Source organism: Streptomyces acidiscabies (genome assembly GCF_020010905.1).
Taxonomy (GTDB): domain Bacteria; phylum Actinomycetota; class Actinomycetes; order Streptomycetales; family Streptomycetaceae; genus Streptomyces; species Streptomyces acidiscabies.
Window position 1 is genome coordinate 4,555,248 of the sequence record NZ_JAGJBY010000001.1, and the last position, 23,895, is coordinate 4,579,142.

The following is a 23,895-nucleotide window of genomic DNA, read 5'->3' on the forward strand; positions in this document are numbered from 1 at the left end:
CGCGCCCAAGTCGACGGCCGCGTAAGCCTTCTGACGCCCGCTCACCGCAGGAACGCGGCGGCCACACCCGCGTCGACCGGCACATGCAGCCCCGTGGTGTGCGTCAACTCCCCGCCCGTCAGCGCGAACACGGCGTTCGCGACATGCTCGGGCAGCACCTCGCGCTTGAGGATGGTCCGCTGCGCGTAGAACTCGCCCAGCTTCTCCTCCTCGATCCCATAGGTCGCCGCCCGCTGGGCACCCCAGCCCCCGGCGAAGATCCCGGACCCGCGCACGACCCCGTCGGGGTTGACCCCGTTGACCCTGATCCCGTGCTCGCCCAACTCGGCGGCCAGCAGCCTGACTTGGTGCGCCTGGTCGGCCTTGGTCGCGGAGTACGCGATGTTGTTCGGACCGGCGAAGACGGAGTTCTTGGAGGCGATGTAGACGATGTCCCCGCCGATCCCCTGCGCGGTCATCACCCGCGCGGCCTCCCGCGACACGAGGAACGACCCGCGCGCCATGATGTCGTGCTGGAGGTCCCAGTCCTTCGCCGAAGTCTCGAGGAGCGGCTTGGAGATGGAGATCCCGGCGTTGTTCACGACCAGATCCACACCACCGAAGGCGAGCACGGCGGCCTTGAAGGCCGAAACGATCTGCTCCTCGGACGTCACATCGACCGTGACGGCGACCGCCTTGTCCGAGCCGCCCAACTCCTCGGCCACAGCAGCCGCGTTGTCGGCGTTGAGGTCCGCGACGACGACACACGCCCCCTCGGCCACCAGCCGCTGAGCGATCGCCTTCCCGATCCCGCTCCCGGCACCGGTCACCAACGCCACCCGGGTCGCGAGCGCCTTGGGCTTCGGCATCCGCTGGAGCTTGGCCTCCTCCAGCGCCCAGTACTCGATCCGGAACTTCTCCGACTCCTCGATCGGCGCGTACGACGAGACCGCCTCGGCCCCGCGCATCACGTTGATCGCGTTGACGTAGAACTCCCCGGCGACCCGCGCGGTCTGCTTGTCCTTGCCGAAGGAGAACATCCCGACACCGGGAATCAGCACGATCGCCGGGTCGGCGCCGCGCAGAGCGGGCGAGTCCTCCGAAGCGTGCCGCGCGTAGTAAGCGGCGTACTCCTCGCGGTACTCGGCGTGCAGCTCCTTCAGCCGCGCCACCGCGTCCTCCAGCGGAGCGGCCGGCGGCAGGTCGAGGACGAGCGGCCGGACCTTGGTCCGCAGGAAGTGGTCGGGGCAGGACGTCCCCAGCGCGGCCAGCCGAGGGTGCTCGGCACGCGCAAGGAACTCCAGCACCGGCGCCGAGTCGTTGAAGTGCCCGACCTGCGCCTTGTCCTGAGACGCGAGCGCACGGACGTACGGCGCGAGAGCAGCGGCCCGCTCCAGCCGCTCGGCGTCCGGCAGAGCCTCGTACCCCTCGATCACCGCACCGAACGGCTCGGCCTTCCCACGCGCGGCAAGGAACTCCTCGGCGGTCCGGATGATGTGCAGCGAGTTCCGCTCACACTCCTCGGCGGTGTCCCCCCACGCGGTGATCCCATGCCCGCCCAGAACCACGCCGATGGCCTGCGGATTGGCCTCCTTGATGGCGGCGATGTCCAGCCCGAGCTGGAAACCGGGCCGCCGCCAGGGCACCCAAGCGACCGTGTCCCCGAAACACTCGGCGGTCAACTTCTCCCCATCGGCGGCACAGGCGAGCGCGATCCCGGAGTCGGGATGCAGATGATCGACGTGCGCGGCATCGACAAGCCCATGCATGGCGGTATCGATGGAAGGAGCGGCCCCTCCTTTCCCATGCAGGCAGTAATCAAACGCGGCAACCATCTCGTCCTCGCGCTCAACACCGGGATACACACCAACAAGCGACCGCAACCGATCAAGCCGCAACACAGCAAGCCCGGCCTCGGTAAGAGTCCCAAGATCACCCCCGGACCCCTTGACCCACATCAACGGCACATCGCCCCCGGTAACAGGATCGACGGCGTCCCCCTTGGCGGACGCATTCCCCCCGGCATAGTTGGTGTTACGAGGATCGGCACCAAGCCGACGCGACCGAGCGATAAGGGCAGCGGCCTCGGGATGGGTGGACATGATCTTTCCTTAGCTTTCTAGAGAGACGGCTGGATCGAGTTCTTTTAGGGGCGCGGGGAACTGCGCGAGCAACCACATACGGCCCGCACCCCGCAACGAATCGGAACCAGGCAGACGCTTACGCACCCCACCCAGCCTGCTGCCCACCCACACGCTCAGCCACGATCTTCTCGCCCCACCCGGACCGGGCATACGCAGCGATGGGATCCCCGTCCAACCCCATCTCCTCCCGAACCTCCCGCAACAACGGCCGCACGTCAGTGTTGAACGCATCCATCATCACCGCGTTAGCAGCCAGCACATCCCCAGCGACCTGAGCCACCCCCAACGCCTCCCGGTCGACCAGCAGCGCCTTCGCCGTCGCCTCCTGAACATTCATCACCGACCGAATGATCGCCGGAATCTTCGCCTCAAGGTTGTGACACTGATCCAGCATGAACGCCACCTCGGAAGAGAACCCCCCACCCCGAGACACCTCATACATGATCCGGAACAACTGGAACGGATCAGCGGCCCCCACCATGAGGTCATCGTCCGCGTAGAACCGGGAGTTGAAGTCGAACCCCCCGAGCTTCCCCTCCCGCAGCAACAACGCGACGATGAACTCGATGTTGGTCCCCGGCGCATGATGCCCCGTGTCGACGACGACCTGAGCCTTGGGCCCGAGCTTGAGACAGTGCGCGTAGGCGGTCCCCCAGTCCGGCACATCGGTCGCATAGAACGCGGGCTCGAAGAACTTGTACTCCAGCAGCATCCGCTGCTCGTCACCGAGCCGCGCATACACCTCGGCGAGCGCTTCACCCAGCCGCTCCTGCCGGGCAACGATGTCGTCCTGCCCCGGATAGTTGGTCCCGTCGGCGAACCAGAGCTTCAGATCCCGGGACCCGGTGGCGTCCATGATGTCGATGCACTCAAGCAGATGCCCGACGGCCTTGCGCCGCACAGCGGCGTCCGCGTGGCAGACACTCCCGAGCTTGAAGTCGTCGTCCTGAAACGTGTTGGAGTTGATGGCGCCCAGCTTGAGCCCCCGCTCCTCCGCATGTTTCGCAAGTGCCGAGTAGTCCTCGACCTTGTCCCACGGAATGTGGAGGGCGACGGTAGGGGCCACGCCGGTGAACGCGTGGACCTGGGCGGCGTCGTCCAGCTTCTCCCACGGCGTACGCGGAACCCCCTGCTGGGCGAACACCTTGAAGCGAGTGCCCGAGTTCCCGTACGCCCACGACGGCGTCTCGACGGCCTGGTTCTTCAGTGCGGTCTTCACCGCGGCGAGATCGGTCACTTCGGGCTCCAGAGGCAGGCGTCGGATGAAACGATTCAGAAAGGGAAGCTATGAGCGAGCCGGGGGAGTGTCAACCCCTCCGGCCGGGCGGGTTCTCCGTGACCGTCGCGTGACCTTCAACTATCGAAATTTTTTCGAGACGGACCCATTGACGTGACATGCCCGTGGTGCCTACGGTCCCGGCAATCCAGTTGAAACCTTTCACGACGTCGTGGGGCTCACCGCCGGCGTCGTCGTCGAGGAGTCCCCATGACCCACCCGTCCGACCCGGGACCCGCCCCGGTGCTGGCGCTCACGGACGTCGCCAAGTCCTTCGGCGCCGTCCGCGCCCTGCGCGGCGTCTCCCTGGAGCTGTACCCCGGAGAGGTGCACGCGCTCGCCGGGGAGAACGGCGCGGGCAAGTCGACGCTGATCAAGACGCTCGCCGGGGTGCACAGGCCGGACGCCGGCCAGGTGCTGCTGGACGGCGCACCGGTCGTCTTCCACGGCCCCGGCGACGCCCGCGACGCCGGAATCGCCGTGATCTACCAGGAGCCGACGCTCTTCCCCGACCTGTCGATCGCCGAGAACATCTTCATGGGCCGCCAGCCGCGCCGCGCCCTCGGCCGTATCGACCACAAGGCCACCCACGAGGCGACGGCGGCCCTGATGACCCGCCTGGGCGTCGCCCTGGACCCCGACCGCCCGGCGCGCGGCCTGTCCATCGCCGACCAGCAGATCGTCGAGATCGCGAAGGCGCTCTCCTTCGACGCCCGGGTCCTGATCATGGACGAGCCGACCGCCGCCCTCACCGGCAGCGAGGTCGCCCGCCTCTTCGGCGTCGTCCGCACCCTGCGCGAACAGGGCGCGGCGGTGCTGTTCATCTCGCACCGGCTGGAGGAGATCTTCGAGATCTGCCAGCGGGTGACGACGCTGCGCGACGGCGCCTGGATCGCCAGCGAGCCGATCGACGGCATGACCGAGGACGACCTGGTGCGCCGCATGGTCGGCCGTGACCTGGACGAGCTGTACCCGAAGCAGGACGTCACCCCCGGCGCCGTCGCCCTGAGCGTGCGCCGCCTGACCCGCGAGGGCGTCTTCACCGACGTCTCCTTCGACGTACGGCGCGGCGAGATCGTCGGCCTCGCCGGGCTCGTCGGCGCCGGCCGTACCGAGGTCGCGCGGGCCGTGTTCGGCATCGACCGCTGGGACGGCGGCGAGGTCGTCGTGGACGGCAGGCACCTCACCAACGGCGCCCCGTCCGTCGCGATGGCCGCCGGGCTCGCCCTGGTCCCCGAGGACCGGCGCGCCCAGGGCCTCGTGATGGACATGTCCATCGAGCGCAACATCGGCCTCACGGGCCTTCGTACGACCGTGAAGGCCGGCCTCATGGACCGGGGCGCCGAGCGCAGCCGCTCCCTCGACTGGGCCGTCAAGCTCCAGGTCAAGTACGCCCGGCTGGCCGACACCGTCAACACTCTTTCGGGTGGAAACCAGCAGAAGGTCGTCCTCGCGAAATGGCTGGCCACCGGCCCCCAGGTGCTGATCGTCGACGAGCCCACCCGGGGGATCGACGTCGGTACGAAGGCCGAGGTGCACCGCCTGCTGAGCGAACTCGCCGCCGACGGGGTCGCCGTCCTGATGATCTCCTCCGACCTGCCCGAGATCCTCGGCATGGCCGACCGCGTCCTCGTCATGCACGAGGGCCGGATCGCCGCCGAGATCTCCCGTTCCGACGCCACCGAGGAAACCGTGATGGCCGCAGCCACCGGGAGGGCCGCATGAGCGCCCTGCCCGTCGAGGTGCCGAAGTCCTCCGGGACCCGGCTCGTCGACCGTGTCGTCAAGATGCGTGAACTCGCCATCCTGGTCGTCTTCCTGGTGATGATCGCCATCACCCAGGCCGGCAACAGCGAGTTCCTCTCCGAGCAGGGCATCAAGGACCTGCTGCTCAACGCGACGATCCTGGTCCTGGTCGCCACCGGCCAGTCGCTGGTCGTCATCACGAGGAACGTCGACCTGTCCGTCGGCTCCACACTCGGCATCAGCGCCTTCGCCGCCGGTACGTACCTGCACGGCGGCGGCAACCCGGTGATCGCGATCGTCCTGGCGGTGCTTCTGGGGATCGGGTTCGGGCTCCTGAACGGGCTGCTCGTCAGCCTCGGCCAGGTCCCCGCGCTCGTCGTCACCCTCGGCACCCTTTACATCATCCGGGGCATCGACTCCATCTGGGTCGGCTCCCGCCAGATCACCGCCGCCAACCTCCCCGGCTCCTTCGTCGACTTCGGCTCCGGCGGCATCTCCGCCGTCCCCTACCTCGCGCTCATCGCGCTGGCCGTGCTCGTCGCGACCGCCTACTACCTCAAGCACTTCGGCAGCGGACGCGAGCTGTACGCACTCGGCTCCAACCCCGAGGCCGCCCGGCTCGCCGGTATCCCCGTCCGCAAGCGGATCCTCGCCGCGTACACGTTCTGCGGGGCCCTCGCCGGGCTCGCGGGCGCGCTGTACCTGGCGCGGTTCGGGAACGTCGACTCCGGGACCGGCAACGGCTACGAACTCACCGTCGTCAGCGCCGTCGTGGTCGGCGGGGTCGTCTTCACCGGCGGCTCCGGGAGCGTGTACGGCGCCGCGCTCGGCGCGCTGCTGCTGACGTCCGTCAACAGCGTGCTGCCCGCGCTCGGGGTCAGCTCCGTGTGGGTGCTCGCCATCAACGGGGTCCTGCTGCTGCTCGCCATCGCCGTGGACCGGGTGGTCGCGGTGCGGGTCGCGGCCTCGCTGAAGAAGAAGGCGGGGGCGGCGCGGATCGCCGCCAACGGCGTACAGAAGAAGGGTGATCCCCGTGCCTGAGTCCCTGACCAGGGCCGTCCGTTGGGACACCGTCGTCGGTGGCCTGCTGGTCGTCCTGCTGCTGCTCTCCTTCACCACCGTGGACGGGTTCGGCAACGCGCTCAACCTGTCGTTCCTGCTGGGGAACACGCTGCCGATCGCGCTCATCGCGCTGCCGATGACGATGCTCGTCGTGTCCGGCGAGATCGACCTGTCCGTCGCCTCGACCGCCGGGCTGTCCGGGGCCGTCATGGGGCGGCTGTGGAACGAGGGGATGACGATCGAGACGATCATCCCCATCTGCCTCGCGCTCGGCGTGGTGTGCGGGCTGATCAACGGGCTGCTCGTCACTCGCCTGGGCCTGCCGTCCCTTGCCGTCACCATCGGGACGCTCGCCGCCTACCGGGGGATCGCCCAGATCGTCCTCGGCTCCGACGCGGTCACCGACTTCCCGTCCCAGTACCTCGACTTCGCGGCCGGGCGGGTCGGGGACAGCTTCCTGCCGCAGGCGTTCCTGCCGTTCGTCGTGCTGCTGGCCATCGCGGTCGTCGTCCTGCACGCCACCCCCTTCGGGCGGTCCGTGTTCGCGATCGGCGCCAGCGAGGAGGCCGCGCGGTTCGCCGGCATCCGGGTCAAGCGGGGCAAGCTGATCCTGTTCGTCGTCACCGGTCTGATGGCCTCGCTGACCGGCATCTTCTGGGCGCTGCACTACTCCAGCGCCCGCTACGACAACGCCACCGGCCTCGAACTCTCCGTCATCGCCGCCGTGTTGCTCGGCGGCATCGACTTCGACGGGGGCAAGGGGACCCTGGGGGGCGCCATCGCCGGGGTGTTCCTGCTCGGCACCGCGCAGAACGTCATGAGCCTCCAGGACGTCTCCGCACAGTCGCAGATCGTCGTCACCGGCGTCCTGCTGGTCATCTCGGTGCTCGGCCCCCGGGTCGCACGCCAGATCTCCGTCGCGAGGGCGGGCAGACGAGCCGCCTCGACACCGACGTCGTAACTCCCGCTCTCGTAAAGGAAACCCGCCATGCGCAAGACCACCCTCCGCCGCGCCTGCGTCACCCTCGCCGCCGTCTCCTCCCTCGCCCTCACCGCCACCGCGTGCGGCGGCACCACGAAGGAAGACGTCAAGACCGAGAACAGCGGAGCCGCCAGCACCGGCGGCAAGGCCGACCCGAACGCCGCGACCAAGAAGGGGCTGACCGTCGGCTTCCTGCCGAAGCAGGTCAACAACCCCTACTTCACCTCCGCCGACAAGGGCGGCGAGACCGCGCTGAAGGAACTCGGCTCCAGCTACAAGGAAGTCGGCCCGTCCAGCGCCACCGACACCTCCGGCCAGGTGAGTTACGTCAACACGCTCACCCAGCAGCAGGTCGACGCGATCGCCGTCTCCGCGCAGGACCCGGGCGCGCTGTGCCCGGCGCTGAAGACCGCCATGGGCAACGGCATCAAGGTCGTCACCTACGACTCGGACACCAACCCCGAGTGCCGCAACGCGTTCATCTCGCAGGCCAGCGGCGAGGACCTCGGCCGCACCGAGGTGCAGCTCCTCGCCGAACAGATCGGCTACAAGGGCGAGATCGCGATCCTGTCGGCCGCGCAGACCGCGACCAACCAGAACGCGTGGATCGACTTCATGAAGCAGGAGTTGAAGGACCCGAAGTACAAGGACATCAAGCTCGTCAAGATCGCCTACGGCAACGACGACGCGCAGCAGTCCTTCCAGCAGACCCAGGGCCTCCTCCAGGAGTACCCGAACCTGAAGGGGATCATCTCCCCGACCACCGTCGGCATCAAGGCCGCCGCCCAGTACCTCTCCGGCTCCAAGTACAAGGGCAAGGTCAAGCTCACCGGCCTCGGTACGCCGAACGACATGCGCAACTACGTCAAGAACGGCACCGTCGAGGCGTTCGAGCTGTGGGACCCGGCGAAGCTCGGTGACCTCGCGGCGCGTACGGCCGTCGCGCTGTCCTCGGGGCAGATCACCGGCAAGGAGGGCGAGACCTTCAAGGCGGGGGCGACGACGTACACGATCGGCGCGAACGGCGTGATCACGCTGGGTAAGCCGACCGTGTTCGACGCGAAGAACATCGACCAGTTCAACTTCTGATCGACCGTCAGTTCTCTAAAATTCAGGGGGCGTTGATGCAGCGCGTCTGCTTTCTGCTGAAGGTCCGCGCGGACCGGCTCGACGAGTACCGCGAGCGCCACGCCGAGGTGTGGCCGGAGATGCTGGACGCGCTCAGCGCCACCGGCTGGCGCAACTACTCGCTGTTCCTGCGCGAAGACGGGCTCCTGGTCGGCTACTTGGAGACCGACGACTTCGCCGCCGCGCAGGCCGGCATGGAGGCCACCGACGTCAACGCCCGCTGGCAGGCCGAGATGGCGCCGTTCTTCGAGTCGCTGGACGGCGCCCGGCCGGACGAGGCCATGAAACCGCTCACCGAGGTCTTCCACCTCGCGTGACCCTGTAGGAGCCGCATGAAAAGACGTACCGTCCTCACGACAGCGATACTTGCCGCCGTGAGCACGCCAGGCATAGCGGGCACAGCGCGAGCGGCCGACCCCGGTCCCTCCGTCAGCCTCCGCCAGAACACCCAACTCGACGCCCAGGCCGTCTTCTTCGTCTCCTACGACGGCCTGGTCAACAACAACTCGTTCCAGAAGAACGGCCTGTTGACCTACAAGGGCTACCAGTACGCCGTCTGGTACACGGCCGCCCGCAACGCGGTCGTCGCCCGCCGCGCCCTGAACGCCTCGGCCTGGTCCACGGTCACCCTCTCCCACCAGCTCAAGGCGAGCGACTCCCACAACGTCATCTCCATGGGCGTCTCCAAGGTGGACGGCCGCCTCCACCTCAACATGGACTCCCACAGCGACGGCTTCTTCTACGTCAAGTCGGTCGCCGGGCTGATGGACAACCCCGGTACCACGGCGTGGACGTCGGCCGCGTTCGGCGCCGTACAGACCACCCTGGACGGACTGGCACCGACGACCCAGTTCACCTACCCCCAGTTCATCGCCACGCCCGAAGGCAAGTTGCAGCTCAGCTACCGGGTCGCGATCTCCGGCAACGGCCGCAACGCCCTTGCGGAGTACGACAGTTCGAGCTGGACGGCGCTCGGGGAGTGGTCCAGCTCGACGGGGACGTACACGAGCGAGCACGGCTCCTCGACGGCCCGCAACATGTACCTCCACGGCATCGACTACGACAAGAACGGCCGCCTGCACTCCTTCTTCACCTGGCGGGAGCAGAACGGCGCGGTCATGTGCTCCTCGGGCGGCATCACCAACCACGACACCGGCTACGTCTACTCCGACGACCGGGGCCGCACCTGGCGCAACGACGCGGGCACCGTCGTCGGCACCACCGGCGGCTCCGACAAGGTCGCCGTCACCGACAGCGGGCTCGTGGTGGACGCGCTCAACCCCGACCACTCCCTGATGAACCAGGAGAGCCAGACCACCGACGCGTCCGGCCTGCCGCACGCGATCATCTCCTACGTCCCCGGCCGCTTCGGCCAGTGCACGACGAACTACGTCACCGACCGCACCGCCAACGGACGCGCCTTCCACCTGCGCAAGAACAGCTCCGGCGCTTGGCAGAAGACCGAGATCCCGGTCCCGCTGAACTCCAGCCAGCGCACCAAGCTGCTCCTGGACAAGTACGGCAACGCCTACGCGATCTTCCCCTTCGGCCGGATCGCCGCCGCCTCCAAGGCGTCCGGCTACACCGACTGGACGGTCCTCTACGACGGCTCCGGACTCAACGCCTTCGGCGAGGTCGTCATCGACGAGTCGAGGGTCGCCGCCGACAACGTCCTGTCCTTCATGTACCAGGAGAAGTCCAGCGGTACGACGCCGTCGGCGCTGCACGTCGTCGACTTCGCGCTGCCCGCCTGATCCGTCAGGGGTACGGCCGGGACGGTACTGTGAAGTTCCGCCCGCCGTACCCCGCTCACCTGGAGGTATCCGTCCGATGGCTCAGTCGGTGGGGATCAAGGACGTGGCCCGCGCCGCCGGAGTCTCCGTCGGCACGGTCTCCAACGTCATCAACCGTCCGGACACGGTCGCGACCGAGACCCGGGCCCGGGTGCTGTCCGCGATCGACCGTCTCGGGTACGTCCGCAGCGAGTCGGCGCGCCAGCTGCGCGCCGGGCACAGCCGGATCATGGGGCTGCTCGTCCTCGACATGGGCAACCCCTTCTTCGTCGACGTCGCCCGGGGAGCCGAGCGCGCCGCGCGGAACGCCGGGCTCGGCGTGATGGTCTGCAACAGCGCCGAGAGCGTCTCCGAAGAGGCCGACTACCTCTCCCTCTTCGCCGAACAGCGGGTGCGGGGCGTCCTGTTCACCCCCGCCGACGCGACGGGGCGGAACATAGAGTCGTTCCGCCGCCACGGCATCCCCTTCGTCCTCGTCGACCGCGTCTCGGACGGTACGACCGAGTGCTCGGTCTCCGTCGACGACGTCGCCGGCGGCGCGCTCGCTGTACGCCACCTCATCGACGCGGGCCACCGCTCCATCGCGTACGTCAGCGGCCCGCCCGGCTTCAACCAGGTCCGCGACCGCCGTACGGGCGCGCTCCAGGCGCTGGCCGAGGCGGGGCTCGGCCCCGAACGCCTCCGTGAGCTGCCGACCGAGCGCCTCGACGTTGCCGCCGGGCGCGACGCGGGGGCGCGGCTGCTGGGCCTCGCGGACCGGCCGACGGCGGTGTTCTGCGCGAACGATCTGCTGGCGCTGGGTGTCCTCCAGGCCATGTACGCGGCCGGCGTCAACGTCCCCGACGACCTCGCGATCGTCGGCTACGACGACATCGAGTTCGCGGCGGCGGCTGCGGTACCGCTGACGTCCGTCCGCCAACCGGCGGTGACGATGGGGGCGTTGGCGGCGGAACTGCTCCTGGAGGAGACGGACGAGGAGACGCCGAAGCGGGCGCACGAGCACCGGAGGGTGGTGCTCCAGCCGGAGCTGGTGGTGCGGAGGTCGAGTCTGTCGGCTCGGTGAGTGATCATGGGGGCTGTCCGCCTTCACCCCGGGAGCAACCGTGACCGACACGCACTACCGCCAGCCCGGCGTCGTCCTCACCGACCACCGCTTCACCGTGCCGCTGGACCACGCCGACCCCTCCGGGGAGACCATCTCCCTGTACGCCCGTGAGGTCGTCGCCAGTGAGAAGGCCGGGCAGGAGCTGCCGTCGCTGCTGTACCTCCAGGGCGGGCCGGGGTTCGGCGCGGAGCGCAGCGTCGGGCGGCCCGGCTGGCTGGCGAGGGCGCTGCGGGAGTACCGGGTGCTGATGCTGGACCAGCGGGGCACCGGACACTCGACACCGGCGACCCGGCAGACACTCCCGCTGCGCGGCGGACCCGGCGAACAGGCCGCGTACCTCACCCACTTCCGCGCCGACTCCATCGTCCGCGACTGCGAACTGATCCGCCGCGAACTGACCGGCGACGCTCCTTGGACGGTCCTCGGCCAGAGCTACGGCGGCTTCTGCACGGTCACGTACCTGTCGTTCGCCCCCGAGGGCCTCGCCGCCGCCGTCATCACCGGCGGCCTCCCCTCCCTGGACGCCCACGCGGACGACGTGTACCGCGCGGCCTACCCCCGCATGGAACGCAAGGCCGCCGCGCACTACGCCCGCTACCCGCAGGACGCGGAGCGAGCCCGCCGTATCGCCGCATATCTGGCGGACAACCCGCTGACCCTGCCGAACGGCGGCCTCCTCACGGTCGACGGCTTCCGCACCCTGGGCATCCTCCTGGGCGGCAGCGAAGGCAGCCACCGCCTCCACCACCTCCTGGAACACGCGTTCGTCCCGACACTCGCGGGACGAACCCTCTCCGACGAGTTCCAGGAAAACCTCCAGGACCACCTGTCGTACGCGAAGAACCCGCTCTACGCGCTGGTCCACGAGTCGATCTACGGCCAGGACGACCGCCCGACGGCATGGTCGGCGGACAGAATCCGAGCCGAATTCCCGCAGTTCACCGGAACGGACCCGTTCCTGTTCACGGGCGAGACGATCCACCCATGGATGTTCGACACGGACCCGTCCCTACGACCGCTGAAGGAAACGGCGAATCTTTTGGCGACCCGCACGGACTGGACCCCGCTGTACGACAGGGAACGCCTGGCGAGGAACGAGGTCCCGGTGGCAGCGGCGATCTACCACGACGACTTGTACGTCCACACAGCGCACTCCTTGGAGACAGCAAGGTCGATCAAGGGTTTGCGGACATGGGTGACGGACGAGTTCGAACACGACGGTGTGCGGGCAGGCGGCCCGAGGGTACTGGACCGACTTCTAGCGCTAACGCGGGACGAGGTGTGATCTTTTAGGGGCGCGGGGCTGTATTAATTTGCGGCTACCGCCGCGTGAGCGCGAACAACCACATCGGACCCGCAGCCGGAGAACAAACATGACCACCCCCTTGCAACCCATGCCCGACAACTGGCAGAAGGCGCTAGCCGTCGTGGCCCACCCCGACGACCTCGAATACGGCTGCTCAGCCGCAGTCGCCGCCTGGACGGACGCCGGCAAAGAGGTCACCTACCTCCTAGCCACCCGAGGCGAAGCCGGCATCGACACCCTGTCCCCAGCCGAGTGCGCCCCCCTCCGCGAACGGGAACAACGCGCGAGCGCGGCAGAAGTAGGCGTCACCACCGTGGAGTTCCTGAACCACGAAGACGGCGTGATCGAATACGGCCCACTCCTCAGGCGGGACATCGCCGCGGCCATCAGAACCCACCGCCCCGACCTGGTGATCACCCTCAACTACCGCGACACGTGGGGGGACATCGCCTGGAACACCCCCGACCACGTGGCCGTGGGCAGAGCAACGCTCGACGCCGCGGCGGACGCGGGCAACCGCTGGATCTTCCCGGACCTGGACCTGGAACCCTGGAACGGCGTCCGCTGGGTCGCGGTGGCGGGCTCGTCGACGCCGACGCACGCGATGGACGCGACGACGGGCCTGGACCGGGCGGTCGCGTCGCTGGTGGCACACCGTACGTACATAGAGGCACTGACGGACGAGGACCCGGAGACGTACGCGCGGACGTTCCTGACGGACGTGGCCAAGTCGGTCGGCGAACGCTTCGGCGGTCGCCCGGCGGTGGCGTTCGAACTCTTCGCACGATGACGGAAGGTACGGGGGAAGACATGCCCGACACGCTCGCGGCCCGCTTCGAGGAGCAGCGGTCCCACCTCAGGTCGGTCGCCTACCGGATGCTCGGCTCGCTGAGCGAGGCGGAGGACGCGGTCCAGGAGACCTGGCTGAGACTGTCCCGCCAGGACCCGGCGGAGATCCGCAGCCTGCCGGCCTGGCTGACCACGGTGACGGGCCGCATCTGCCTGGACCTGCTGAACGCGAGGACGTCCCGCAGGGAGCAGCCGATCGACGAGACGTTCGTCCCGGACCCGGTGATCACGCCCCTGACCAGGGAGGACCCCGAGGCGGAGGCCGTGCACGCGGACTCGGTCGGCCTGGCGATGCTGATCGTCCTGGACACCCTGGACCCGGCGGAGCGCCTCGCGTTCGTGCTGCACGACATGTTCGCGGTGCCCTTCGACGACATCGCGGAGATCGTGGAACGCCCCCCGGCGACTACTCGCCAGCTTGCGAGCCGGGCGCGTCGCAAGGTGCAGGGCGCCACCCCGTCCGCGCCGCCGGACCAGGCGCGTCAACACCGGGTCGTGGAAGCGTTCTTGACGGCCGCTCGGATCGGTGACTTCGACGCCCTGCTCGCCGTCCTGGACCCGGACGTCGTCCTGCGCGCCGACTCCGGCGCCCTGGTGGCTGGCCGGGCCGCGTCGAAGCTGGTCCGGGGTGCCGTGCGGGTCGCCGAACAGGCGCTGCTGTTCCGCGAGTTCGCCCCGTTCGGGCGGTTCGCTCTGGTCGGCGGCGAGGTCGGGATCGTCAACGTGGTGGAGGGGACGGCCCGTTCGGTCATGGGCGTCACGGTCGTGGACGACCGGATCGTGGCCCTGCACATCCTGGCCGACCCGGAGCGCGTCGCGCGGCTCGACCTGCCGGAGGGGATCGTCGGGTAACGGGTTCGCGGGAAAAGTGCGCAGGTCAGTAGGGTGGCGGGATGGAAGAGACGAAGCCCGCGCCCACTGACCTGCGCGGCGACTGCGGTAGCTGTTTCGGGCTGTGCTGTGTGGCGCTGCCCTTCACGCGTTCGGCGGACTTCGCCTTCGACAAGCCCGCCGGCACGCCCTGCCGCAACCTCCTCGCGGACCACACCTGCGGCATCCACGACCAGCTGAGGCAGCGGGGCTTCAACGGCTGCACGGTGTACGACTGCCTCGGCGCCGGCCAGAAGGTCTCCCAGGTCGTCTTCGAGGGCCGCGACGCGGGCCGCCGTATGCATGAAGTCTTCCCGGTGGTACGGCAGTTGCACGAACTCCTGGTGTACCTCACGGAAGCGCTCGCGCTGCCCGCCGCGCGTCCCGTGCATGCCGGGCTGCGCGAGGCGCTGTCGCGTACGGACGCGCTGACGCGGGGGACGCCGGACGAGTTGCTCGCGCTGGATGTCGCCGCTCATCGGCAGTCTGTGGCTCAACTGCTGTCCGAGGCCAGTGAGTTGGCGCGGGCCGGGGTGCCGGTGTCGGGGAAGAAGAAGCGGCGGCGGGGGGCGGATTTGATGGGGGCGCGGTTGAGGGGGGCGGATCTGCGGGGGGCCGACCTCAGGGGGGCCTATTTGATTGCCGCTGATCTGACGGGGGCGGATCTGCGGGGTGCGGATCTGATCGGGGCGGATCTGCGGGATGCGGACCTCAGTGACGCGGATCTGAGCGGCGCGCTGTTTCTGCTTCAGCCGCAGGTCGATGCGGCGCGGGGGAGTGCGGGGACGCGGTTGCCGGGGTCAGTCGGTAGGCCGGTGCACTGGGCAGCCGGGGGCTGAGGCGGGGGCGGTGTTTGCGGCGTCGGTGTCTGCGGGGCCGGTGGTTGCGGGGCTGGCGTCTTCGTGGGCCGGGGGCGCGGGGGGCGTCGTCGTCTCGTCAACTGCCTTGTGCGGTACGCCTGTTCGGTGTTCGAGGCCCAGGCGCAGGCCCTCCGGCATCAGCGTCAGGCGTTCCGTCACCTGGAGTTGGTACGCGGGGTCGGCCCTCAACTCGTAGCGGCGTAGCAGGAGTCCGAGGACCAGCGTCGCCTCGTGCAGCGCGAACTGGCGTCCGATGCAGGCGCGTGCGCCCGTACCCCACGGCTTGAAGGTGTGTGCGGGCCTCGCGCGGACCGCCGCCGCGTCGAAGCGGTCCGGGTCGAAGCGCTCGGCGTCCGGGCCCCACGCCTCGGGGTCGCGGTGCAGCATCGAGATCAGGACGAGCGCCCAGGCGCCGCGCCGCATCGGGTGCTCCCCGGCGAGCACGGTGTCCTCCAGTGCCTCCCGCGAGAACGCGGGCGCCGTCGGCCACAGCCGCAGCGTCTCGTCCAACACCCGCCGTACGTAACGGAGTTTGGCGACCTGCTCGTACCCCGGCACCTCGCTGTCGCCCCACACCCGGTCCACCTCCGCGCGGGCGCGGGCGGCGATCTCGGGGTGCAGGGAGAGGTAGTGCAGGGCGAAGGAGAGCGCCCCGGACGTCGTCTCGTGCCCGGCGACCAGGAAGGTGATCACCTGTCGGCGCACATTCTCGGCGGACAGCCGCTCGCCCGTCTCCGGGTGGGCCGTCTCCAGCATCCGGTCGAGCAGGTCGCCGTCCCCGCTGCCGCTCACCCTCCGGGCGCGTACGAGGTCGTCGACGGTGTCGTTGAGGAACGCGATGTCGGTCTCGTTGCGTTTGGCCGCGCGCCTCAACAGGGCGGGAATCGGCAGGCCGTTGAGGCGCTGGGCGTAGCTGAGGGCGCCGACCATCGCGGTGACGAAGGGGTGCGGGCGGGTCCGTTCGAAGGAGCCGAAGTCGTGGCCGAAGCCGGTGCGGGAGATCGTCTCCAGGGTCAGTTTCGTCATGTCCCCGGGGACGTCCACGGTGGCCCCCTGCGCCGCCGCCCGGTCCCAGCCGGCGGTGAGGCGGGCCGCCACCTCCAGCATCATCGGGTGGTACGCGGCCATCGCCTCCCGGCTGAACCCCGGCGCCAACACGTCATGCGCGAGCTGCCAGTTGGGCTCGTGGTTGTGTGCCGTGAACAGGCCGTCCCCGGCGATCGGGCGGAGGTTCGCGATGCCGAGTCCCACGTGCTTGGCGAACCGCGACTCGTCCGCGAGGTCGGCCGCGAGCCGTGCGCCGCCGATGAACACGAACTCGTTGCCGAACGCTTTGCGGCGGAAGATCGGGCCGAGTTCGGCGCCTATGCGCATCGTGTCCTGGAGCGGGGTCCTGCGGTTCACGCCGCGTACGTCGCCGAGCAGCGGCAACCGGCCCTTCGGGTGCGGTATCCGGTGCAGTTCGGGCCAGCCCTGCGCGGCGTCGCGGAAGCCCCTGGGCAGGCCGGTGCCGGTGCCTGTCGTCGTCTCCGTCATGACGCGATCTCCCTTGGTCCTGCGGCACGTTGAGCGGTGTTGTACGTGGGTTCAATAACGGGTTCCAGTCTGATCCGCCTATTGAACTCGCGTCAAGTAAGGTTCCGGCATGGCAGCAGAGCACAGGGAGAGGGTGCGGCGCCGGCTCAGTACGCAGGAGCGGCGCGAGCAACTGCTGTCGGTCGGCGCCGCGTTGTTCTCCGAGAGTCCGTACGACGAGGTGTGGATCGAGCAGGTCGCCGAGATCGCCGGGGTCTCTCGCGGGCTGCTGTACCACTACTTTCCGACGAAACGGGACTTCTTCGCGGCGGTCGTCGAGCGCGAGAGTGTGCGGATGCTGCGGCTGACGGCGGCGGTGCCCGGCGTACCGGTCCGTGAGCAACTCTCCGCCGGGCTCGATGTGTTCCTCGGGTACGTCGAGGAGCATGCCCACGGTTTCCGTGCCTTCCACCGCGCCGACTCCGCCGGTGACCAGGCCGTACGGCGCGTCTATCAGCGGGCGCTCGCCGCGCAGGAGCGGCAGATCCTCGCCGCGCTCGCCGCCGACCCGGAGTTCGGGCCGCTCTTCGGGGAGCGTGCGGAGGTGCGGCTCGCGGTGCGGGGGTGGCTCGCGTTCATGACGTCCGTGTCTCTGGAGTGGCTGCGTGGGGGTGAGTTGTCGCGGGAGCAGGTGCGGGAGTTGTGTGCGCGGGCGTTGCTCGGGGTCCTGGTGTGAGGTGTGGGGCTGGGTGAACCGGCGTGGGCTGCGTGGCTCGGTGGACCGGTGTGGGCTGTGGCTGGTGTGAGCTGTGCGCCGCCGGGGGCGGGTGGTTGGCGTGGACCGGTGGTTGGCGTGCGCTTCGATCTTCGGTAAGTTAGGCGAGCCTTACCTAAGGAGGTCTTCGGATGGATGACAACCCGAGCTGGACTGCCGCGCCTTCCGCGGCGCAACGCGCCCGGTCGATCCTCGCGACCGCCTGGTCCTGCGGGGTCACCGCGGACGGTGGACGCGAGGAGTTCATCGGCGCCCACACCGTCACCGACGACGGCCGCGTCCTGCTGTGCGTGCCCGACGACAGTGCCCTCGTCACCGCCGCGATCTGCGCGCCGCGCGGCGAGCCCTCCGCGGTCCTGGAGTTCGCCGACGTCGCCCCCGTCCCCGTCCGGGGCCGCATCCGCTCCCGTCTCTGGCTCGCCGGCTGGTTCGCTCCCGAGGACGGGGTGCTCGGCTTCCACGCCACGCGCATCGTGCTGAAGCAGCCCACGGGAGCGGTCGTGGTGGACCGCGACGAGTTCGCCACCGCCGCACCCGACCCCCTTGCCGGGGCCGAGGCCCAACTCCTCACCCACCTCGCGGACGCACACCCCGACGCGGTCGAACGCCTCACCCGCCTGGTCGGCCGCGACACCCTCCACGGCGCCGTCCGCGTCCACCCCCTCGCCGTGGACCGCCACGGGCTGACACTCCGCGTCGAGCGGGCCCGTACGCACGGGGACGTCCGGCTGGCATTCCACGCCCCGGCCGACGATGTGTCCCAACTGACGGAACGGATGCACGCGTTGCTGACCCGGGCGAGCGCGGCATCGTGCCCCCGGACGTTGCAGAGGCAGCGGGAGGAGGGGTGAGGGCGCCTCGCGGCGGGCGGGGTCAGAGAGGCAGTGCGCAGACCGGTATCGGTGAGGCGTACGGGGTGGTGGTCGGGGTGAGGGTGCCGGTCGTCGGGTTCACGTGGAAGACCGTGATGCTGCCGGAGCGCTGGTTCGACGCGAACAGTAGGCGGCCGTCGGGGGAGAGGGAGACGTGGCGGGGGAAGTCGCCGCCCACCTTCACCGTGTCCAGCAGCCGCAGCCTCGCGCCGTCCGCCTCCACGCCGTACCTCGCCAACGTGTTGTCACCCCGGTTCGCGAGATACACGTACGACCCGTCCGGTGTCACCACCGGCTGGGACGGGTAGGTGGGTCGCGTCTTCGAGCCCGTCGACTGCGGCTCCCCGATCGTCAGGCGACCCGACTCCACGTCGTACGCACACACCGCGATGGTGTCGTCCAACTCGTTCGCCAGATACGCGTACCGGCCCCCGGGGTGGAACACGAGATGCCGGGGTCCCGCTCCCGAACGGGTCTGCGCGCGGGAGACCTCGGTGAGCGTCCCTGCCGTGGCGTCGAGCCGGTACGTGTAGACCGTGTCGGTACCCAGATCCACCGCCAGCACATGCCGCCCGTCCGGCGTGGTCACGATCTGATGCGCGTGCGGCCCCTCCTGACCGGGCCCCGGCGCGGGCGAGTCGTGCGTCACCGACTGGGTACGTTCCCCCAGCTCACCGCCGTCCCCGATCGGGTGCACGGCCACACTCCCCGACCCGTAATCCGCACTGAGCAGCCACTTCCCACTCGGATGCACCGACAGATGACAGGGATGCCGCCCCCCTGTCCCACGGCTCCCCAACACCTGCCCGTCCGCGATCCGCACAGCGGTCACCGCGCCTTGCTCCTGCTCGTTCACCGCGTACAGGGTCCGCCCGTCCGGATGCACGGCCAGAAACGAGGGGTCCGGAACGCCGGTCACCGTCCTGCCGGACGTGATCTCCCCGGTCACCGGGTGATACGACGCGAACCCGATACCCTCCCCGCCACCGTCCTGGGAGGTATAGGTGCCGACGTAAAGAGGCCGGGGCCCCTCAGCCGCAGGACTCGGGGAACCACTCGGCGTACTGGCCACACTGGTCCCACCCGAGCCGGAACCCCCCACCGAACCGGTTTTCCCCGCCACCCCCTCGGCCAAAGCCTCCTGCCCCTCACCAGCACACCCGACAACCCCACCCCCCACCACAGCCCCGAAAACCCCGGCGAACCGCCGCCTACTCCACCCGCCACCCATCCCGCACCTCACATCCTCGCCACCAATGCCATCAGCCACCATGACCCGCCGGGGCCCAAGGACGCAAAACGGGCCCCCCGAGAGAACTGTTTCCCGCCGCCATGCTCGGCGGGGTCCTGCTTGACATCGAGGGGGAGAGCCTCCAATCGTGCCCTGCGGCCCTGCGGCCCTGCGGCCCTGCGGCCCTGCGGCCCTGCGGCCCTGCGGCCCTGCGGCCCTGCGGCCCTGGCCCTGCGGCCCTGCGGCCCTGCGGCCCTGCGGCCCTGCGGCCCTGCGGCCCTGCGGCCCTGCGGCCCTGCGGCCCTGCGGCCCTGCGGCCCTGCGGCCCTGCGGCCCCTGCGGCCCTGCGGCCCTGCGGCCCTGCGGCCCTGCGGCCCTGCGGCCCTGCGGCCCTGCGGCCCTGCGGCCCCTGCGGCCCTGCGGCCCTGCGGCCCTGCGGCCCTGCGGCCCTGCGGCCCTGCGGCCCTGCGGCCCTGCGGCCCTGCGGCCCTGCGGCCCTGCGGCCCTGCGGCCCTGCTCGGTGGGGTCCTGTTCGACATTGAGGGGGAGAGTCTCTATATCGTGGCCTGCCCCTGCCCCTGCCCCTGCCCCTGCCCCTGCCCCTGCCCCTGCTGTCCGCTGCCTGCCGCCCGCCTCTCAGCTCCGGAACCCCCGCCCCTCCGCACGCGCCCCTCACCGTCACTGTCCAACTGTCGGAGGCGGAGGCCGCCGGAGAGGGACGCGGCACCGACCTCCTCGCGGAGGTGACTCCCCTTGCCGGCCGCGTCCTGATCAACGGCTGGCCCACGGGCGTCGCCGCCCAGCATCACGGGGCCCATACCCGGCCACCGCATCCACGTCCGTCAGCGGCACGGCGATCGAACGCTGGATGCGGCCGGTCGTCCACCAGACCACGCCCACCGTTCCCGGCACCTGCCATCCGGAGTGTCTGGATGCCTGTACCGGCGACTGCCGTTCCCAGGCCCCCGTCACCAGCAGCGCCCTCCCCCCAGCCCCTCCCCGTCCCGGTGATGCCTCGCCTCACCACTCCCCGTCCTCCACCCCCTTCTCCCGCGCATCCTTCAACGGCGTCACCTGCCCCGCCCCCGGCTCCTGCCATGCCTCCAGGTCGTCCCCGATCCAGTCGCCCACCGGCTTCACCCCGCCCAGCGTCCCGCTCGGTGGCAGGTCCGTCGCCTCCTCGTCGTAGTAGTCGAACCACGGCAACCCGGCCTGCGTGTACGCCGCGCGGTCCACCGGGGACGGCGGGGGAGCCTCGCCGGTGATGCGGTGCCATTCCGGGGGTGTGACGAGGTGGACGAAGAGGCGGGCCGCCGGGGTGGGGGACCAGTCCGTGAGCGGGCGGTCGTCGCGGTAGACCTCCTGCCGCATGGAACCGCCGACACCGAGCCCCATCGCCGCACCCGCACGAGGCGCGGCGGCCATCGCACGCATCGGACTCGCGGTGGTGCCCTCCGCGAGGAAACCGGTCGGCCCGAGCCGCTTCGAGTGCCGGCGCTGGCCCTCACGCCAGGCATGGAGCCGCTCCTCGGTCAGCGTGAACGACTGGAGCTGGACCCCGCCCCAGGTCTCCTCGCCGGTGACCTGTCCCTCGACCGTCGCCCCGAGCCCCAGCGGAACGGCGACGAACTGGCGGACGGTGCCCTTCCCGGAGTTGATGCCGTCGAGCCAGGGCTGGCGGGGGAGGACGACGTAGTTCTGGGGGCCCCGGGTGAGGTGGTCGCTCCACGGCTTCCCCGAGACCGCGCACACCTTTCCCACTCCGACCTGGAGCGCGCCCGGTTTCTGCGTCTCCGTGAAGTTCAGCCACATCGCCTCGCGCAGGTACATCGGCAGCATCACCCCGCCCCGGGCGAGCCAGTGCGCGGGCGCGGTGTCGGGATAGTCGGCGATCCGCCGCACCGGAAACTCCCCGAGCCCCGGAGGCAACGGATGCGTCCCCGTCTCGGGCAGCCGCAGCGTCCGCATGAACCGCACGGCCACCCCACCGGGCATCCGCACTGTGTCCCCATCGATCCGAACCCTAGCCTTCGCCATGCCCCCGCTCCTTCCGCCGCCGTCCCGCCCCGAGCCGTCCCCAGTTGCCCACTGAACGCCCGGCCCTCCCCACCCAGTTCCCCACCCTCACTCGATCACCCGTTCGGGTCAACCCCATTCCGAACCCCCCACCCCTGGCCTCCGGCCCTGGCCCCGACACCCGCCGCAACAGCACCCGCGTCGTCTCCCCCACCCCCGGCTTCACGAGGTTGACGTCATGGACGCCGTACTCCTCACTGATCCGCTCGACGGCGCCCCACCCTTCCCAGGTCGACGTCCGGTCACTGGCGAGCAGCTCCTTGACGACGGCGTCGACGGCCTCCCCCACCTCGGCGAACCGACAGGACACCGCGTCCAGGAAGGCGACGGAGACGCTCGCCCCGGCCCCGGCCTTCGGCCCTCGGACTCTGGTCCCGGCCCTCGACTCTGGCCTCGGCCTCTGGCTCAAGCTCCGGGCCCTGGCCCCGACTCTGGCCTCGGCCTCTGGCCCAAGCTCCGGTCCCCGGCCCAAGCTCCGGGGCCCGGCCCTCGGCTCAAGCTCCGGGCCCCGGCCCTCGGCCCTGGCCTCGGCCTCTGGCCCAAGCTCCGGGCCCCGGTCCCGGCCCCGGCCCTGGCCTCGGCCTCGGCCTCTGGCACAAGTTCCGGGCCCCGGTCCCGGCCCTGGCCTCGGCCTCTGGCACAAGTTCCGGGCCCCGGTCCCGGCCCAAGCTCCGGGGCCCGGCCCTCGGCCCAAGCTCCGGGCCCGGGCCTCCGGCCCTGGCTCCGGCTCCGATCCCGGCCCCATCCCTGGCCCCGGCCTTCGGTCCCGGTCCTAGTCCCGGCCCAGCCCTGGCCCCAGCCCTGGCCCTCGGCCCAAGCTCCGGTCCCCGGTCCCCGGTCCCCGGTCCCCGGTCCCCGGTCCTGGCCTCCGGCCCGCGACCCCGGCTCCCACCTCCGGCTCCGCCCCCACCTTCCAGCTACCCCCACCCCAAAACGGCGGCCAGCCGTATATCCCCCCACCCCCCTCCCAAGCCACCCTCCAACCATGAACCACCCCCGCTTAGCAGCCGCCGCAACCGCAACCACCACCGCCACCCTCCTCGCCCTCACCCTCACCACAACCCCCGCCACCGCAACCCCCACCCCCGACCCGATTACCACCACCCTCAACCACTCCGCCCACCCCCTCCGCACCCCAGAACCAGGCGGCAACACCCAAGACCTCCACCCCCTGGACCAAGCGATCGGCGACGCGCGGATCGTCGGTCTGGGCGAAGCCACCCACGGCTCGCACGACTTCTTCGCCCTCAAAGCCCGAGTCTTCCGCCACCTCGTCGAGAAACAGGGCTTCCGCACCTTCGCCCTGGAAACCCCCTGGAGCACCGGCCGCCGCCTGGACGCATACGTGGTCCACGGCCAGGGCAACCCGGAGCAGATCTTCAGGGAGGAGTTCCAGCGGGACTACAGCTGGTGGAACAACACCGACTACCTGGCCCTGGTCAAGTGGATGCGGACGTACAACATCCACCACCCCGACGACCCCGTACGTTTCCTCGGCGACGACATCGCCTGGACGGGCCCCGAGGTGTACGACGAGGTCGAGCGGTACGTAGCCGAACACCGCCCGGAACTGAGCACGAGGCTCGCCGAGCTGTACGCGGGCCTGCGCCCGACCCGGCAGACGGGCGCGTACATCGAGGAGTACCTCGCCACCCCGTACGGGATACGCAAGGAACGCGCGGAACGAACCGCCCAGGCGCTGAAGCTGATCAAGGAGAAACCGTCCGGCGCCGGATACGACATGGCCGTCCAGAACGCCACGGCCATCGACCGTACGGCGGGCCAGTACGCGTTCGAGTTCGAGCGCGGACAGCCGGAGATCTCGGCAGGGATGGGCTACCGCGACGAGGCGATGGCGGCGAACGTCGCGTGGTGGGCCCAGCACACCGGAACCAAGATCCTCCTGTCGGCGCACGACGCGCACATCGGGTACGTACCGGTGGACCCGGTCAACTACCCGAAGATGCAGGGCGCGTTCCTGAGGGACCGCCTCGGGGACGGGTACGTCAGCGTCGGGGTGACGTTCGGACGCGGCTCGTTCATGGCCACTGACGCCGACGGGACGGCCGTCAGGCGGTGGACGGTCGGCCCGCCGGAGCCCGGCAGCAACGAGGCGACCCTCGACCGCGTCCGGTACCGGAACTACGTCCTGGACCTGCGCACCGTACGCGCGCCCGCGCGGGAGTGGCTCCGTACGGCACGCCCCACGCGCAGCATCGGCACGGCCTACCCGGACGAGGGCCCCTCGGACGTCGCCCTCGCCCGCGCGCACGACGTGCTGATCCACCTCCACCGGGTGACAGCGGCCCGCCTGCGCGCGGAGTGAG

General features: G+C 70.2%; 19 protein-coding genes and 2 pseudogenes. 15 read left to right on the forward strand and 6 right to left on the reverse strand.

Annotation, left to right across the window (positions count from 1 at the left end; translation table 11 throughout):
- Positions 1 to 41: 41 nt before the first annotated feature.
- A complete protein-coding gene (locus tag J8M50_RS20995) occupies positions 42 to 2,081 on the reverse strand; it encodes a bifunctional rhamnulose-1-phosphate aldolase/short-chain dehydrogenase (RefSeq protein ID WP_010353680.1) in 2,040 nt (679 codons plus the stop codon).
- A gap of 118 nt (positions 2,082 to 2,199) precedes the next feature.
- Positions 2,200 to 3,360 (reverse strand): L-rhamnose isomerase, encoded by a 1,161-nt coding sequence (rhaI, locus tag J8M50_RS21000; protein ID WP_010353679.1) that lies wholly within the window; start codon positions 3,358 to 3,360, stop codon positions 2,200 to 2,202.
- Positions 3,361 to 3,609: 249 nt separating this feature from the next.
- Between rhaI and J8M50_RS21005 the strand changes: the two genes are divergently transcribed.
- From J8M50_RS21005 to J8M50_RS21055, 11 genes are all read left to right on the forward strand, one after another.
- A complete protein-coding gene (locus J8M50_RS21005) occupies positions 3,610 to 5,124 on the forward strand; it encodes a sugar ABC transporter ATP-binding protein (protein ID WP_010353678.1) in 1,515 nt (504 codons plus the stop codon).
- The gene (locus J8M50_RS21010) at positions 5,121 to 6,185 is read left to right on the forward strand and encodes an ABC transporter permease (RefSeq protein WP_010353677.1); all 1,065 of its coding nucleotides are present in this window, start codon (positions 5,121 to 5,123) and stop codon (positions 6,183 to 6,185) included. Before J8M50_RS21005 ends, J8M50_RS21010 begins: the two co-directional genes overlap by 4 nt.
- Positions 6,178 to 7,167 (forward strand): ABC transporter permease, encoded by a 990-nt coding sequence (locus J8M50_RS21015; RefSeq protein ID WP_029183849.1) that lies wholly within the window; start codon positions 6,178 to 6,180, stop codon positions 7,165 to 7,167. The genes J8M50_RS21010 and J8M50_RS21015 overlap by 8 nt, the downstream gene beginning before the upstream one ends.
- A 27-nt stretch (positions 7,168 to 7,194) precedes the next feature.
- Entirely contained in the window at positions 7,195 to 8,277 is a 1,083-nt protein-coding gene (gene rhaS, locus J8M50_RS21020; RefSeq protein ID WP_010353675.1) for a rhamnose ABC transporter substrate-binding protein, read from the forward strand.
- 35 nt (positions 8,278 to 8,312) lie between these two features.
- Entirely contained in the window at positions 8,313 to 8,633 is a 321-nt protein-coding gene (locus J8M50_RS21025) for an L-rhamnose mutarotase (protein WP_010353674.1), read from the forward strand.
- 15 nt (positions 8,634 to 8,648) lie between these two features.
- Positions 8,649 to 10,070 carry a BNR repeat-containing protein gene (locus J8M50_RS21030; RefSeq protein ID WP_010353671.1) on the forward strand — a complete coding sequence of 474 codons (1,422 nt, stop codon included), beginning with the start codon at positions 8,649 to 8,651 and terminating at the stop codon, positions 10,068 to 10,070.
- A gap of 76 nt (positions 10,071 to 10,146) precedes the next feature.
- Positions 10,147 to 11,172 carry a LacI family DNA-binding transcriptional regulator gene (locus tag J8M50_RS21035; RefSeq protein ID WP_010353670.1) on the forward strand — a complete coding sequence of 342 codons (1,026 nt, stop codon included), beginning with the start codon at positions 10,147 to 10,149 and terminating at the stop codon, positions 11,170 to 11,172.
- A gap of 40 nt (positions 11,173 to 11,212) precedes the next feature.
- Entirely contained in the window at positions 11,213 to 12,499 is a 1,287-nt protein-coding gene (locus J8M50_RS21040) for an alpha/beta fold hydrolase (RefSeq protein WP_010353669.1), read from the forward strand.
- Between the two features lie 88 nt (positions 12,500 to 12,587).
- Positions 12,588 to 13,310, forward strand: coding sequence for a PIG-L deacetylase family protein (locus J8M50_RS21045; RefSeq protein WP_010353667.1), 723 nt, complete (start codon positions 12,588 to 12,590; stop codon positions 13,308 to 13,310).
- A gap of 20 nt (positions 13,311 to 13,330) precedes the next feature.
- Entirely contained in the window at positions 13,331 to 14,221 is an 891-nt protein-coding gene (locus tag J8M50_RS21050; protein ID WP_010353666.1) for a sigma-70 family RNA polymerase sigma factor, read from the forward strand.
- A gap of 41 nt (positions 14,222 to 14,262) precedes the next feature.
- Positions 14,263 to 15,078, forward strand: coding sequence for a pentapeptide repeat-containing protein (locus tag J8M50_RS21055; protein WP_010353665.1), 816 nt, complete (start codon positions 14,263 to 14,265; stop codon positions 15,076 to 15,078).
- On the opposite strand, the gene J8M50_RS21060 is transcribed toward J8M50_RS21055, so the two are convergent.
- On the reverse strand, positions 15,040 to 16,635 hold the full coding sequence (locus J8M50_RS21060; RefSeq protein ID WP_010353664.1) for a cytochrome P450: 1,596 nt from the start codon (positions 16,633 to 16,635) through the stop codon (positions 15,040 to 15,042). The two genes, J8M50_RS21055 and J8M50_RS21060, sit on opposite strands and share 39 nt — an antisense overlap.
- Positions 16,636 to 16,744: 109 nt before the next feature.
- Between J8M50_RS21060 and J8M50_RS21065 the strand changes: the two genes are divergently transcribed.
- Both J8M50_RS21065 and J8M50_RS21070 read left to right on the forward strand, forming a co-directional pair.
- A complete protein-coding gene (locus tag J8M50_RS21065; protein WP_029183847.1) occupies positions 16,745 to 17,350 on the forward strand; it encodes a TetR/AcrR family transcriptional regulator in 606 nt (201 codons plus the stop codon).
- A gap of 170 nt (positions 17,351 to 17,520) precedes the next feature.
- Positions 17,521 to 18,240 (forward strand): DUF2470 domain-containing protein, encoded by a 720-nt coding sequence (locus J8M50_RS21070; protein WP_010353662.1) that lies wholly within the window; start codon positions 17,521 to 17,523, stop codon positions 18,238 to 18,240.
- A 22-nt stretch (positions 18,241 to 18,262) separates the two neighbouring features.
- Here J8M50_RS21070 and J8M50_RS21075 read toward each other — a convergent pair whose 3' ends face one another.
- Complete coding sequence (locus J8M50_RS21075; RefSeq protein WP_370516623.1) at positions 18,263 to 19,534, reverse strand: lactonase family protein; 1,272 nt, start codon at positions 19,532 to 19,534, stop codon at positions 18,263 to 18,265.
- 629 nt (positions 19,535 to 20,163) lie between these two features.
- On the opposite strand from J8M50_RS21075, the pseudogene J8M50_RS21080 reads away from it, so the two are divergent.
- Positions 20,164 to 20,390: pseudogene (locus tag J8M50_RS21080) on the forward strand (aldehyde dehydrogenase (NADP(+))); the annotation flags it as partial.
- A 122-nt stretch (positions 20,391 to 20,512) separates the two neighbouring features.
- Here the strand turns inward: J8M50_RS21080 and J8M50_RS21085 are convergent.
- Both J8M50_RS21085 and J8M50_RS21090 read right to left on the reverse strand, forming a co-directional pair.
- Positions 20,513 to 21,529: a hypothetical protein gene (locus tag J8M50_RS21085; protein ID WP_029184583.1), complete on the reverse strand. Its 1,017-nt coding sequence runs from the start codon at positions 21,527 to 21,529 to the stop codon at positions 20,513 to 20,515.
- Positions 21,530 to 21,686: 157 nt separating this feature from the next.
- Positions 21,687 to 21,914 (reverse strand): annotated as a pseudogene (locus J8M50_RS21090) (RNA-binding protein); the annotation flags it as partial.
- 639 nt (positions 21,915 to 22,553) lie between these two features.
- Here J8M50_RS21090 and J8M50_RS21095 point away from each other — a divergent pair.
- A complete protein-coding gene (locus J8M50_RS21095; RefSeq protein WP_010359706.1) occupies positions 22,554 to 23,894 on the forward strand; it encodes an erythromycin esterase family protein in 1,341 nt (446 codons plus the stop codon).
- The last annotated feature ends 1 nt before the right edge of the window (position 23,895 follow it).